This is a genomic window from Streptosporangium becharense (genome assembly GCF_014204985.1).
Taxonomy (GTDB): domain Bacteria; phylum Actinomycetota; class Actinomycetes; order Streptosporangiales; family Streptosporangiaceae; genus Streptosporangium; species Streptosporangium becharense.
Map to the genome: position 1 here is coordinate 6,357,781 of NZ_JACHMP010000001.1, position 14,508 is coordinate 6,372,288.

At 73.4% G+C, this 14,508-nt stretch carries 8 protein-coding genes; 3 read left to right on the forward strand and 5 right to left on the reverse strand.

The features are described from left to right. Window positions 1-2 precede the first annotated feature (2 nt). Together F4562_RS27815 and F4562_RS27820 are read right to left on the reverse strand one after the other, a co-directional pair. Complete coding sequence (locus tag F4562_RS27815; RefSeq protein ID WP_184541500.1) at window positions 3-1,166, reverse strand: glycosyltransferase; 1,164 nt, start codon at window positions 1,164-1,166, stop codon at window positions 3-5. A 185-nt stretch (window positions 1,167-1,351) separates the two neighbouring features. Continuing rightward, window positions 1,352-2,416, reverse strand: coding sequence for a glycosyltransferase (locus F4562_RS27820; RefSeq protein ID WP_184541499.1), 1,065 nt, complete (start codon window positions 2,414-2,416; stop codon window positions 1,352-1,354). Window positions 2,417-2,961: 545 nt separating this feature from the next. Between F4562_RS27820 and F4562_RS27825 the strand changes: the two genes are divergently transcribed. Further along, on the forward strand, window positions 2,962-3,837 hold the full coding sequence (locus F4562_RS27825) for a sulfotransferase family protein (RefSeq protein ID WP_184541498.1): 876 nt from the start codon (window positions 2,962-2,964) through the stop codon (window positions 3,835-3,837). Between the two features lie 63 nt (window positions 3,838-3,900). Here F4562_RS27825 and F4562_RS27830 read toward each other — a convergent pair whose 3' ends face one another. The 3 genes from F4562_RS27830 to F4562_RS36485 all read right to left on the reverse strand — a co-directional run bounded on the left by F4562_RS27830 (window position 3,901) and on the right by F4562_RS36485 (window position 10,295). Continuing rightward, window positions 3,901-6,195, reverse strand: coding sequence for a hypothetical protein (locus tag F4562_RS27830; RefSeq protein WP_184541497.1), 2,295 nt, complete (start codon window positions 6,193-6,195; stop codon window positions 3,901-3,903). 333 nt (window positions 6,196-6,528) lie between these two features. Then, the gene (locus F4562_RS27835) at window positions 6,529-7,350 is read right to left on the reverse strand and encodes a class I SAM-dependent methyltransferase (RefSeq protein ID WP_184541496.1); all 822 of its coding nucleotides are present in this window, start codon (window positions 7,348-7,350) and stop codon (window positions 6,529-6,531) included. A 56-nt stretch (window positions 7,351-7,406) separates the two neighbouring features. Next, window positions 7,407-10,295, reverse strand: a complete 2,889-nt coding sequence (locus tag F4562_RS36485) for a DUF4082 domain-containing protein (protein WP_184541495.1) — start codon at window positions 10,293-10,295, stop codon at window positions 7,407-7,409. Between the two features lie 371 nt (window positions 10,296-10,666). Here F4562_RS36485 and F4562_RS27845 point away from each other — a divergent pair, with 371 nt between their 5' ends. Then, complete coding sequence (locus F4562_RS27845) at window positions 10,667-13,153, forward strand: hypothetical protein (protein WP_184541494.1); 2,487 nt, start codon at window positions 10,667-10,669, stop codon at window positions 13,151-13,153. 174 nt (window positions 13,154-13,327) lie between these two features. Next, window positions 13,328-14,482 (forward strand): dTDP-4-amino-4,6-dideoxygalactose transaminase, encoded by a 1,155-nt coding sequence (rffA, locus tag F4562_RS27850; protein ID WP_221206930.1) that lies wholly within the window; start codon window positions 13,328-13,330, stop codon window positions 14,480-14,482. The last annotated feature ends 26 nt before the right edge of the window (window positions 14,483-14,508 follow it).

The following is a 14,508-nucleotide window of genomic DNA, read 5'->3' on the forward strand; positions in this document are numbered from 1 at the left end:
GGTTACCGAGCACGGCGGTCCTCCGCGCGCGGGGAGCGGCGGGCCGCCACGAGCCGGCCGTACAGGGTGAGGTGCTCGTCGACCATGACGTCCAGGCCGAGGTTCTTCCGCGTCCAGGCGGACGCCGCGTCCCCCAGGGCCGCGGCGAGGCCGGGATCGTCCAGCAACCGGGCGATCCCGTCGGCCAGGGCGTGCGGGTCCGAGGCGGGGACGAGCACCCCGCGGCCCTCCAGGAGTTCCGCGGTGCCGCCGACCGAGGTGGCGACGATGGGCCGGCCCGCGGCCATCGCCTCCATGACCGCGTTGCTCAGTCCCTCGGACAGGGAGGCCAGGACCACCACGTCCGCGCGGGCGAGGAACGCCCCGACGTCGGTCCGGGCACCCGCGAAGCGGACGTCCGCCCCGGAGTCGCCCGCCAGCCTCTCCAGAGCGGCGCGTTCCGGGCCGTCGCCGACGAGCACGAACGTGCACGGCCGCCCCCTCCGGAGGAGGCCGGCGGCGGCCTCGACGAGGACGCGGTGCCCCTTCTCCGGGCTCAGGCGTGCGACGCACACCACCACGGGGAGTGCGGTGTCGATCCGCGCCGGTTCGGCCGGGTCGAACGCCGAGGCGGGGAGGGCGTTGTAGATCACGCTCAGCTTGCGGTCCGGCACGCCGTCGGTCGCGTGGGCGTCCCGTGCCAGCGCCGCCGCGTTGACGGTGACGTGGTCGGTGAGCAGGGTCACGGTCCTGTCCAGAGGCAGGAGCACCCGGCGCCGCCGTTCCAGCCGGCTCTGGTTGCGCCGCCCCGCCACCACGGCCGGAACCCCGGCCAGCCGGGCGGCGGGCACACCGAGCAGGTACCCCTCGCGCAGGAAGGCGTGCAGCACGTCGGGCCGCAGGCGCCGCAAAAGGCCGACGAGGCGTGCGAAGGCGCGCGCGTTCCCGGCCGCCGTCCGCAGGCGCGACGGCCGACGGGCGAAGTCGAGAAGGTGGACCTCGACCCCGGCGGCGCGCAGTTCCGCCTCGTGCGGCCCGCCCCGCGACAGGAGCAGCACGTGGACCTCGACACCTCTGCCGCGCAGCGTCCGTGCGAGCAGGGACAGTTGCCGCTGGGTGCCGCCCATCCCCAGGTGCCCGATGAGAAAGGCGACGCGCCGGACCCGGGCGGGGTCTCTCGTCACCATGGCGGAACCTTCCACGTTCCCACCTTCCGCTTTCGTGATCTTACCGAGGGTGCCCGCCGTGCGGCGTGTGCCGGACACCGAGCCGGCGAGGCGACGCCTCGTCGGCTCGGCGTCCGAAGACCGGCCACCGCTTCTGGAGATCCGGTCACCGGGTCCGAAGGCCGGTCATCGGGTCCGGAGACCGGCTACGGGCAGATCTCGTCGTACAGGCTGTCGAACCACGCCGCCGTCCGGCCGATGTCCACCAGGTCCGCCCCGTCCCGGGCTCCCCGGCGCAGGCGTTCATGGACCTCGGGCCGCATCGCGCGCAGGATGCCCTCGGCGAGCGCGCCGGCGTCGCCGGGTGTGGTCAGCAGGCCGTTCCGGCCGTCCTCGACCAGATCCGGCACCCCGCCGACGGCGGTGGACACCACCGGCACGCCCGCGGCGAGCGCCTCCATGACGACGACGGGCAACCCCTCGTAGGAGGAGCTGAGCACCAGGAGGTCGGCGGAGGCGATCAGGCGTGCCGCGTCCGGCACGCTCCCGAGGAAGCGCACGGCGTCCGACCGCAGGGCCGCGACGCGGCGCGCCGTCTCGTCGTGCAGGGGACCGGACCCGGCGAGCAGGAACACGGCGCGCGGGTCGTCGCGGACCACCCTGGCCGCCGCCTCGACGAGCAGGGCGTGGTTCTTCTGCGGGCGGAAGTTGGCCACGTGCACGATGAGGAAGGCCGAGTCGGGAACGTTCCATTCTCGCCTGATCCGCTCCGGCTCCGCGGCCAGCAGACGCTGCCGCGCGACGTCGACACCGTGGATCCGGGTGGCCAGGCCGCGGGTGCCCCGGCCGGTGAAGGCGCGGGCGACCTGCGGCGACACGGCCACGGTCCGGGCGTCCAGCCACGCGGTGGAACGGTCGAGCAGCATCGTGGGCACCCGGTAGCGCACGTTGTGCACGGTGGAGACCAGCGCGGGCCGGGGCCTCCAGAACCGCGACACCGGCCGCAGCAACGACGCGGGGAGAGGGGAGTGGACGTTGAGGACGTCGGGCCGGAGCCGCCTGACGACCCGCACGAGCGACGGGAGGCGGAGCGCGGGCGGGCACGCGGTGAGGTCGACGACGGCTATGCCCGCCTGCCGCAGCCGTCGCACGAGCCCGTCGGTGGACGAGCGCATGCACACGACCGTGTAGCGCTTGGCTCCGGGAGGCGCGGCCAGTAGCCGCTCGACGAGCAGGACCTCCGCGCCTCCGACGTCCAGCGTCTTGATCACTTCACAGACGTGCAGCCTGCTTCCGGTGCTTCCGGTGCTTCCGGTGCTTCCGGTGCTTCCGGTGTTCCCGGTGCTCTCTGGGCTCGCGGTGTTCCCCGGGCTGGCGGTGGTCACGGCGCGCCTCCGCGCAGGCGTCGTCCCCCGCCGGCCGGCGGCAGGGCACGGGCGGCACCTGCGCGCATCCCGCGGCGCGCGGCCGACGGCCGTGCGGATGCTCCCGGCGTGAGCAGAATTCTCATGTTCATCCGCGTCATCATCGCGAGCCGGAAGCCCGCAGCGGTGGCGGCGCTCCGGAGCCGCAAGACCGTGGACACAAGACATTGTGCACTCGTGCCCCTGGCATTACCGGTGGGCCGGGTCGGCACCCGCGGCGGGGCGACACGGCCCGTGCCCGGCCTCCAACACCAATGTCACCGTTGGCCTTACCGTCGATCTCAACCAATCCTGACCGAACACGCTGTGATACCCGGCTCGACTCACTCGAACTGGAGTTCTATGTCGGTATATCTCCAGGTGTTTCGTCTTATCTTCAGTAAGGAGGCTGTGTGCGCAGCTTTCTCATCGGAACCGGACGCTGTGGCTCGACGCTCGTCTACGAGGTGCTCGCCCGCCACCCGCACGTGGGGTTCGTCTCCGGCCTGGACAACCGCTGGCCGCTGACTCCGGGCCCGGTGCGCCGGAACGCCGGCGCGATCTACCGCCGGGTCCCGCCGGGTCTGGCGACGAGGAACGGCACGCGCTTCGGGCCCTCGGAGGCGTACGCGGCGCTCAGCCGCGAGGTCTCTCCCGTGATCACCGACCCCTTCCGGGACCTGACCGCCGCGGACGCCACCCCGTGGCTGGCGGCGCGGCTGAGGAGGTTCTTCGACAGGCGGGCGGCCGGGGAACAGCGGCACTTCACCCACAAGTTCACCGGCTGGCCGCGCGCGGCCTTCCTGCGCGAGGTCTTCCCCGAGGCCAGGTTCGTGCACATCGTGCGGGACGGGCGAGCGGTGGCCAACTCGCTGAACCAGATGCCCTGGTGGCGCGGGCACCTCGGACCGGCGGGCTGGCGGTTCGGCCCGCTGCCCGACCACTACGCGCAGGAATGGGACGACGGCGGGCGGTGCCTGGCGCACCTGGCCGGGATCGGCTGGAAGATCATGATGGACGCCTACGAGGTCGCGCGGGCGGCGGTCCCGGACGACCACTGGCTGGAGGTGCGCTACGAGGACCTGCTGACCAACCCGCGCAAGCACATGGACGTGATCCTGGACTTCCTCGGGCTCGCCTGGACCGCCGACTTCGAGCGTGACCTGGCCCGCCGGACGTTCTCCGAGGGACGCGCCGAGGCGTTCCGCAAGGACCTCACCCCCGGCCAGCTCGCGCTGCTGAACCGTTCCCTCATCGGTCACCTGCACAGGTACGGCTACGGCCTCTGACGCCGCCGGGGCCCGGTCTCCACCGGGAGGCCGGGCCCCGGGCCGTCATGGGCGTCCGGCGGGTCAGCGCAACCGGTAGACGGCGCAGTCGCCGGAACGGTAGCCGAGCGTCGCGAAGGCACCCAGGTCCGGGCTCGTGCCCGCCAGGCGCTCGTTCACGAACAGCCAGCGCACCCCGTGGTCGTCCCGTAGCCGCCGCACCGCCTCGGCCGAGGGTGCCCGGAACACCGTGTCGTTCGCCCGGAGCCGTTCGGGATCCCAGAACGGCAGGTTCTCCGCCACCTGGCCGGTCCGCCAGCTGTCCATGTTCGCCGCCGTGTAGGTCCAGCTCTCGACGAGCACGCGCCTCTCGGTCAGCGCCGCCACCCAGAACTCGCGGCCGTCGCACGGGTCGGTGTACCCCAGGCGGCAGTGCAGGTTCGTGGCGACCAGGTCGTCCGGGCCGGAGTTGGCGCGCAGCCACCGCCCTGCGGCCAGGGCGCCCGCGGGGACCGCCTCGGCGGGCGGCGTCCCGTTCGCGTCCTGCACCTGCCCCGTGGGCAGCCGGTAGGTGCCGGGCAGCACGCGGGTGGCCCAGGCGGCCGGCGTGCCGGCGGCCGTGACCAGGCAGACCACCAGAGCCCAGGTCCGCAGCCCGTTCTGGCCCGCGGCGCGCAGCGCGACGACGGCCAGCGCGACGACGGCGGCCAGCGCCAGGTACGGCAGGTACAGCGCGATGCTCGACCGGCCGGGCTCCAGGGGAACCGCGACGCCGCACAGCACCCGGATCAGGTAGACGGCCACCACCCCGGCGACCACCGCGCCCGCCACCGCGCGCAGCGGCACCCGGGCCCGTCGCACCACCGCGACCAGCCCGCCGGCCGCCGCCATCGCCAGGTAGGGATGAGGCGCCTGAAGGAAGTAGCCCTGCGAAAGGTGGGGGTGGCCCAGCAGCAGCGCGGCTCCCAGGCCCGCCACGCCCATGCCGAGCGCGAGCAGCACCCCGGGCCGCAGCAGCGTCCGCGGGCGGCTGGGCAGCCCGAGGACGCCGCACCAGGTGATCGCGGCGCACAGCAGGCACAGCAGGGTGACGCCGAGCGCCGCCGTCGCCGGCACCTCGCCGGTCACGCCGGTCAGGTGGGTGAAGCTCTCCCGCATGATGGACAACGGGTCGACGACGATCCCCTGCCGGGCACCGCCGAAGAGCACGACCTGGGCGAAGACCAGGCACGCCGCGGTCATCGCGAGCGCGCCGAGCGCGGCCTTCGGCGGACGCAGCCACCACAACCCCTGGACCGCGGCCACCGCCACCAGGCCGGCGGTGAGCAGCGGCAGATAGGTGGCCTTGGCGCCCATGACCGCCACCAGGAGGACCCCCAGCAGCAGCCAGACGTGCCAGCCGCGCCGCCGCCGGTCGAGGAGGTCGAGGAGGACCACGACGATCGCCGCGAAGAACATCGCGCCGAAGGTCTGCGTCGGGCTCGACCACGACTGGACGGTCTTCCAGGTGAACACCCCCGGCACCGTGCCGAGGAAGAGGTTGGGGGCGGTGACCAGGACCGTGCTCACCAGGCCGATCAGTGCTCCCGGCCACGAGCCCGTGACGCGCCTGCCCGCCGCGGCGAGCAGGACGGCGAGCGCGGCCAGCATGGGCAGCACGCCCAGGCGCAGCAGCAGCACCAGCGGCTCCACCCCGGTCGTCCAGCTCACCGCCGCCAGGTGCGCGTAGACGAACCAGTGGTAGACCAGGGGCTCCCCGGCGACCGTCGGCACGGTGGGCGGCACGTGGTGGCGCAGCTCGCCCACCAGCGCCAGGTGGAACGGTACGTCGACGAACGACGTCCCCAGCGCGGGCCAGGTCAGGGCCTGGGTCCGGAAGAAGTTGACGGCGCTCCACACCACGAGGTAGGCGACGACCAGCGCGATCGCCCACGGCCACCATGCCGGTGCCCGGTCCGAGGGCAGGCGGTGCGTCTGGCTCCGCCAGTGCCGGCGCAGCCGCGGGACCGCCAGGAACACGGCGTAGGTGGCGACCGGCCACGCGGTGACGAGCAACGGTGCCCCGGCGGCGCGGGCCGCGACGTAGGCGAACACCTCCAGGGCGTAGCCGGTGACCACGCCGAGCGCGATCTCCTCGGCGGGTGTCCGCGCGCGACCGTACAGGGCTCTGACCAGCAGCACCCCGGGCAGTGCGACCCCCAGGGCGAGGTGAGCGCAGAAGAGGGCGAGGTCCCTGGGCGAGACGCCGTAACGGAGCAGCACCGGCACGGTGAGGGCGGCGACGGACGCCGCGGGCAGCCACCGGACGAGGCGTCCCCGGACCGGGTGGGTGGAGGGGGCTTCCCGGGACGGGAGCCCGTCCGGCGGAGCCCCCCGCACGGATGCGAGGGGGCTCGGCGCGGAATGCGGAGAGGGCGGAGCTTCGGCCATGGCCGCAAGCCTGACGACCGGGAGGGCCGCGCACGGGTGTTGACGTACCGTGGCGGTGATCTTCTTGCCAGTCCTTTGCGGGGCCTTGTCACGGGTGGTACGGGCGTTGCGGGCACGCGGGGCGACCGCCCGGCCGGCCCCGATGACGGGGGCCGGGCGGTGAGCGGGTGCGGGCGGCACGGGAGAGCACGGGAGAGCACGGGAGAGCACGGGAGAGCACGGCAGGACACGCATGACGGGCGGGACCGGGCGGTCGCACCCTCCGGGGTCCACCCTCCGGGGTCACCCGCCGCCCGCCTCCTCGGCCAGGCGGAGGCCCGGCCCGGTGACACCGACGTACTTGCCCTGGTACTCGAAGACCCGGAAGTGCGGCTGCCGCTCCGCGTACTCCCGGAAGACCAGGTCGTCCTGGATGTCGTCCATGACGAAGACGTGGCCGCAGGTCAGGTGCGGCGCCGTCCTGCGGATGAAGAACTCCCTGCCCTGGCGGCTCTTGTCGGAGTCGTAGTGGACCAGGTCCACCTCGGTCCCCGGGAGCAGGATCTCCTCCAGGTTGCGCCGGTCACCCCTGGTGCGCAGGGTCCACGGCTCCTTCAGCTCCTCGGGCACGACGTAGCCGATGTACCGCTCGGGGTCGGGGATGCGGAAGAACGGGAAGTCGCTGGAGTGCAGGCGGCCGCTCCCGTTCGTCCGTATCGCGGCGAGGACGGCCGCGGTGGACCAGCCGGCGGCCACGCCGGTCTCCAGCGCGGTCGCCGGCCGCAGGACCCGCGTCAGCAGGTACAGCAGCTCGATCCCGGCCGGGCCGCCCAGGTCGACGCCGGACGCCCGGAGCTCCTCCACTCGGGGCCGCGCCGACGCGGCGAGCGACCGCGCGAACTCCACGCTCTCCCGCCACAGGGCCTCATCGACGCGCTCCCCCCACGCGTGCAGGTCCTCGGCCCGGCTCGCCGCCCACGCGGTGGCCGCCCTCGTCTCCCGCCCGTACCCGGCGCGGAGCCGCCGCAGGGCCTTGCGCGCCATGACCGGCAGGTAGCCGGGCCGCACGCTGTTGCGGACGACGACGGAGACGCTCATGGGCGGCAGTGTGCCCGTTCCTCTCATGTCTGCTCCTTTCGCCCGGCCGGCCGTCGCGGTGACGGCCGGCCGGAGTCGCTCGATCAGCTCGGGTTGCGGTTAAACAACACGTCGACCCAGTAGTTGGTGGACTGGTAGGTGTTGGTGGGGAAGGCGTTGGACGAGCTGTAGCGGTACACGCCGTTGCCGCCCTGCTCGCCGTCCGCCAGCGCCAGCAGCGGGTCGCGGACGTACCGTGCGGTGAAGTACGGCCTCGTCGCCGAGTACCTCCCCGACTTCATGTGGTACGAGGCGACGTAGGTGGTGCCGGCGGTGACCGGCACCGGGGTGTCGAAGTTCACCTGCTGCCAGCCGGAGGCGGTCTCGCCGACGGCGGTCGCGCTCCGCAGCAGCTGGCCTCCGGCGGTCCACAGACTGCCGACGTGCGGGCCGGTGTTCAGCGGGGCCTTGTAGAAGCGGACCCCGGTGACGACGCCGTCGGCGATCGCCTGGAATTTCAGGCCGACCACGGTCGCCCGGGTGTCGCCGGTGTCCTCGATCGCGGGTTCGTCCGTGTCGTCCCAGAGGGTGCTCGACGGGGTGAAGACCACGTCGACCCAGTAGTTGGTGGACTTGAAGCTGGCGGTGGGGAAGCCGCTCGCGGCGCCGTAGCGGTACACGCCGTTGCCCCCGGAGGAGCCGCTGGAGGGTGCGGTGAGCACCCCGCTTCCGTGGCTCCTGGTGAAGTAGGGCCTCGTGATCGAGTAGTTGCCGTTCGGCGCGTGGTAGGAGGCGACGTAGGTGGTGTCGGAGCTCACCGGGACGGGCGTGGCGAAGTTCACCTGCTGCCAGCCGCTCGCCGTCTCATTGGTGAACGTCGCCGTCGCCAGCAGCTGACCCGAGGCGGTCCACAGGTTGCCGACGTGCGTCCCGGTGTTCTGCACGCCCTTGTAGAACCTGATCCCGCTGATGTGGCCCGGCCGGGTGGCCTGGAACTTCACCCCCACCTCGACCGCAGCGGGGTCACCGCCGGAGGCGAGGGCCGGGGTGGTGGAGGCCGGCCACAGGGTGCAGGGGCAGGCGGCGACGACGGTGACGATCCGCTCGTTCGGGGTGCCCTGGACGTTCCCGCTGTCGTCGACCGCCCGGGACATGATCGTCACCTGTCCCGCGGCGCCGGTCGTCCAGCTGTACTGCCACCTGGTGCGGCCCTTGGCCTGGAACCAGCGGTTGCCGCCGTCGAAGGAGACCTCGACGGCGGCGACCACGCCGCCGCCGGTGTCGTTCGCGGTGCCCTCGACCGAGATGGTCGTCCCGCTCGGCACGGACGCGTTCGGCGACGGGGTGTCGATCACCGAGGCCGGGCGGGAGGTGTCGGGCGACGCGCTCGCCGGGATCAGGCCCGGCTGCAGGGTGGCCGGCTGTGCCCCCATGTCGGCGAAGATGTTGACCGTCGCCTGCTGGGCCCGGATGTCGGTGGGCATGCCGGCCCGGTCGTGGACGGGGTCGAGCGCCCACGACCACTGCGTGGTGCCCGTGCCGAAGACGATCGCGCCGCTGGAGTGCTTGTACAGCGACAGGTTGTGCGTGGCGACCCCGGGGCCGTAGGCGTTGCCGAAGTTCAGCAGGTACCGTGTCATCCTGCCGATCACCGTCCTGGAGTAGCGCACCAGGCCCGGTGGCGAGAACTCGGTGTCGGGCGCCTCGTCCCACTCGTAGCCGAGGATCCCGGAGGGGAAGACCGCCGTCTCGCCCGGCTGGAGGTTCGCCACCGACGTGTAGCGCCACAGCCGCATGGGGGCGAACTCGGAGGAGACGACCATGGCGTCGGCGACCGTTCCGTTGATCCGGAACAGGGTGCCGGTCAGCGCGTTCTCCGGCCTGCCGCCCTCCGGGGGAGGGACGAAACGCGGGTCGCGCCAGGTGCCGGTCCACTGCGGGCTCGGGTCGATCTTGGCGTTCGCCAGCGTCTCCTTGTAGCAGACGAGCGTCCGGAACGGGGTGTTCTGGTCATCGATGCTGTTCTCCCAGCGGGTCTTCCAGAAGACCTCGTTCGCCGAGAAGAAGGCCATGTTGACCCCGGAGTCGCGGGCGGCCTCGGCGTTCTCCCGCATCTCCCGCGACCAGTACTCGTCGTGGCCGACGGACAGGAACGCCCGGTGCCCGAGCAGCTGCGCCGGCCGGCTCGCGGTGTCGATGTTGGAGGTGTAGGAGACGTCGTAGCCGTTGGCCTCCAGCCACCGGACCATGGGGTACTCGGAGTTGAAGAAGTAGCTCTCCCGCGAGCCGCCGATGGTGCCCGCGCGGGTGAGGACGGGCCGGTTGTAGCTGACCTTGAAGGCGCGTCCGGCGGGACTGCCGGAGTAGAGGCTGTTGCCGCCGTAGGTGTTGTACGCCTGCCAGGTGGCGTCGGAGGTCTGGAAGAGCAGGTCGGCGTTGCGGGCGTCGTCCCGGACGACGAAGAGGATCTGGCTGGCTCCCGCGACGCCGTCCTCGCGGACCAGCTTCGCGCTGTAGACGCCGGAGACGGCGTCGGCCGGCACCGCCCAGGAGGCCGACACCGCCCAGGTGCCGCAGTCGACCAGCCCGGTCTCGGCCTCCCGCCGGCAGGCGGCCTGTTCCTGGGGCAGTGGGACGGACGGCTCGACCGTTGTGATCTTGCGGGCGCCCATGCCGCCGTAGTAGCCGATGCGGTAGATGTCCACCCGGTAGTCGGACGCCGGCGTGTTCACCTTGAAGTCGACGGTCTGGCCCACGTTCACACTCATCTGTGCCGTGTAGCCCAGGATGTCGGGGCTGCCCGCGCCGGGGATGTCCCACTCGCTGGGCGGGTTACCGGGCAGGCTGTTCTCCTGGCAGATGACGGACTCCGCCGGGCAGGCCAGCGCGGCCCGTCCGGCCGCCGCCTCGGCCGTGCCCGCGGTGATGCCCCCGGTGAGGTCCCGCGGCAGCTGACCGGGACCGAGCAGGCCCGCCGCGGCTAGGACGGCCACCCCCGCGAGCGGGGTGCGGCGGAACGCCCGCCTCCATCCTGAGCAGGCTTTTCTTTCGTCTTTTGCCATAGTGCGACCCCCGACGCGATCCCGGCGAACTCCCGGCCGATGATGAAGATCACGGGAGCAAGCGAAATATAACGACGCTTGTCACCCGGCCCCCGTCACACACGAAGAGGGGCGATTTCCCTACAGGGCGGGCGTAACGCCGATTCCGCTCGGGCGGCGCACCCGCCGGCGATCATGCTCGGCCCACGGGACCGTGCGGAAACGGGCCCGTCCCTCCCGGGCGGCACAACGCGGCGCCAAGAAACGGCCGCGCTCCGGCGTCCCGGGAGGCGCCGGGCGGCCGTTTCACCAGGCTTGCGCGCATGGACACAGCCTCGCCCGCCCGGTGGTCCGAGCCGGGCCGCCTCGCCCCCGCGACCGCCGCACCACAGGACGGTCCCGCACCCCGCGGCGAACCCGGAGGAGGGTGGCGAACGGCGCTGTGGAGGTGGCTGCCGGCCGCCCTCGCGGTGGTCTGCACCGCCGCCGTGCTGCACCGGTACGGCGTCTCCGCCGCCGAGACGGCCGTCTTCGGCGGGTACGTCGTCGCCGGCCTCGCCCTGCCCGGCGTGCTGCTGATCCGTGCCCTGTACTCGGGGACGCGCACCCGCGCCGAGGAGATCGCGCTCGGCGTGACACTGGGCTACGCGGTGGAGATCTTCTGCTACCTCGCCGCGCGCGCTCTCGGGGCGCCGGCGCTCGTCGCGGCGTGGCCGGTCGGCACCTGCGCTCTCTTCCTGGCCGTCCCCCGGCTGCGCCGGCACTGGCGGGGCGGCCCGGTGGTCGCCACACCGGCGTGGTGGTCATGGGGCGCCTCACTCGTCGTGGTGTTCCTGGTGGCCTGGAGCGCCGTCCGCTTCTTCGGCACCCACGCCCTCACCTGGCCGGCGCTCGGCACGGCGGCACCCGACATGCCGTTCCACCTGGCGCTGGTGGGCGAGCTGCGCCACCATGTGCCGCCCACCGTTCCCGCGGTCGCCGGGGAGCCCCTGCTGTACCACTGGTTCGTCTACGCGCACCTGGCGGCGGCGAGCTGGACGACCGGGGTGGAGCCGCTGGTGCTGCTGTTCCGGTTGGGCATGCTGCCCATGCTGGCCGCACTCGTCGTGCTGACCGGCATGACGGGACGCCGCCTCACCGGTTCGTGGGCCGGCGCGGCGATCACAGTCGTCGGGACCGTCCTGGCCGGGGCACCGAGCCTGTACCTCGGCACCAACGGGGTGTTCACCTGGGGCGGCGTGCCGGACACCGCGTGGACCAGCCCCACCCAGACGTTGGGTGCCCTGTTGTTCGCCCCGGTCGTCCTGCTCGTCGCCGACCTCTTCGGCCGGCGGCGGTGGCGCCCGGGGAACCTGCTCCTGCTGGCCGTCCTGCTCCTGGCGGTCACCGGCGCCAAGGCGACCTACCTGCCGCTGCTGGGTGCCGGGCTCGCGGCGGTGGCCGCTGTCGAGCTGGTCCGCCGGCGTCGGCCGTCCGGCGCCACGCTCGTCGCACTCGGAATGACCGCGGCGTGCCTGCTGTTCGCGCAGTTCGTGCTGTTCGGCCGCGCGCAGCAGGGGTTGCTCGCCGACCCGCTGTCCTTCGTGCGGATCCTGTGGCGGGAGCTGACCGGCGCGGCCGGTGGGACCGAACCCCCGGTGGGCATGCTGCTGGGACTCACCTCCGTCTGCCTGCTGTGCTGGCTGGTCGCCTGGTCGGGAATCCTCGGGCTGCTCGCCCGGCCGAAGCTGCTCATCCGGCCGGCGACGGTGCTGCTGCTCGGCATGGGCGGGGCGGGTCTCGGCGCGGTCCTGCTGCTCGGGCACCCGGGACGCAGCCAGTTGTTCTTCCTGTGGGGGGCCTACCCCTACCTGGCGACCGCGGCGGCCTGCGGGATCCTCGCCCTGCTGCGGAGGGCCGGCACGCCGCCGCGGGCCGTGGCGGGTGCGGCCGTCGCCGGGCTGGCCGCCGCCTACGTGATCCCCGTCCTGTGCGGGGTGCGGATCCCGCTGGCCCCCGGGCAGGACGGCGGGCTGCTCTACCGGCCCTACCTCGCGCTGCTGGCCGTCGCCGCCGTGGCGGGCGCGGTCCTGGCCGTCCGGCTGCGACCCGTCCGCGCCGCGGCCCTGCTGGTCGTCGCCGCCTCGGTCGTCGGCCTGCCCGCGTACTGGCACGCGCGCGTCCTGTCCGCCGCGGACGCCGTCACCGGCGCCCGCCCCATCGCCGTCGCCCCCGCCGCGCCTCCCGTCGTCCCCGGCCGCACCCCCGCAGGTGCTCCTCCCGCCCTGCCGGGGGCCCCGGCGGGGACCGGTGCGCGGGTCCCTGTCCCCGCCTCCGTCCCCGCCTCCGTCCCCGCCTCCGTTCCCGCCGGGGCGGCGCCGGCACCGGTGATCCCCGACGGGATCCTGGCCGCCGGACGCTGGCTGCGCGCTCACTCGGACCCGGACGACCTGGTCGCGACCAACGCGCACTGCCGCTGGGGCCGGGAGGACCCGTGCGACAGCCGCCACCTCTGGGTGACCGCGCTGTCCGAGCGGCGCGTACTGGTCGAGGGCTGGACGTACACCGCGGCGAACATGAGCAGGTGGCGGCCGGGTCTGCTCACCGAACGCCTGCCGTTCTGGGACGCCGGACTGCTCCGGCTCAACGACGCGGCGTTCCGCACGCCCGAGCCCGGCGTGCTGCGCACCCTGTACGAGCGCCACGGCGTGCGCTGGCTCCTCGCCGACGAGCACCGCGGCGAGGTGAGCCCACGCCTCGCCGGCCTCGCGGAGTTCCGGTTCCGCGCCGGCGACTACGCCGTCTACCGGCTTCTCCCCGATCCGGCGTGACGTGCTCCGCGGTACCGGTGCGACCGCGGGTCCGGTGCGACCGCGGGGCGGGCCGGCCGGCCGTGTTGCGTGGGAGCGGGCGTGACGTAAGGGACGTAAGGTTTGCGCAATGGTTCGCCAAGAGGCGGCGGCGCCGCGCCCGCCCGCCGCCCCGCGCGCTGTTTCACTGCGGCGGTGACTGTCACCGATCTGACGACCATTCCCTTCAACCGGACGTACGTCTCCGGCAACGAGCTGGACTACCTCGCCCAGGCCCTGCGCCAGGGATCCACCTGCGGGGACGGCCCGTTCACCGCGCGGGCCGCCGAGCTGCTCGGCGGCATCACCGGAGCCCGCAGGGTGCTGCTGACCACCTCCTGCACCCACGCGCTGGAGATGTCGGCGATCCTGCTCGACCTGCGGCCCGGGGACGAGGTCATCGTGCCGTCGTTCACCTTCATGTCGACGGCCAACGCCTACGCGCTGCGCGGCGCGGTCCCCGTCTTCGCCGACTGCCGACCCGACACCCTCAACCTGGACGAGCGGCTGCTGGAGGCCGCCGTCACCGACCGCACCCGGGCCGTCGTGGTCGTCCACTACGCGGGCGTGGCCTGCGAGATGGAGACGATCACCGAGATCTGCGACCGGCACGGCCTCGCGCTCGTCGAGGACAACGCGCACGGCCTGGGCGGCTCCTACCGGGGGAGGCCGCTCGGGTCGTTCGGCCGGATGGCCGCGCAGAGCTTCCACGGGACGAAGAACGTGCAGTGTGGGGAGGGCGGCGCGCTGCTGCTGAACGACGCCGACCTGGCCGCCCGCGCCGAGATCATCCGGGAGAAGGGCACCGACCGCGGCCGGTTCTTCCGGGGGCAGGTGGACAAGTACCGGTGGGTCGACATCGGCTCCAGCTACCTGCCGTCCGACGTGCTCGCCGCGCAGCTGACGTCCCAGCTGGAGGACTTCGAGACGATCCAGTCGCGGCGCCGTTCGGTGTGGCGGGCCTACCACGAGGGACTGGCCGGCTGGGCCGCGCGGAACGGGGTGCGCCGGCCGGCGGTCCCCGACGGCTGCGAACACCCGGCCCACCTGTACTACCTGCTCCTGCCCGACCTGGACAACCGCCAGGCGTTCATCCACCACCTCGCCGCCCGGGGCGTGCAGGCGGCGTTCCACTACCAGCCCCTGCACTCCGCACCCGCCGGCGTGCGGCTGGGGCGGGTCGCGCCGGGCGGCTGCCCGGTCACCGAGGAGGTCGCCGACCGTCTCGTCCGGCTGCCGCTCTTCGCCGGTCTGGACGAGGCCGGCGTGGCGCGGGTGATCGAGGCCGTGCTGGCCTACGAGGTGCGCTGATGCGCCGTGACAGGGTGACCGGGGTC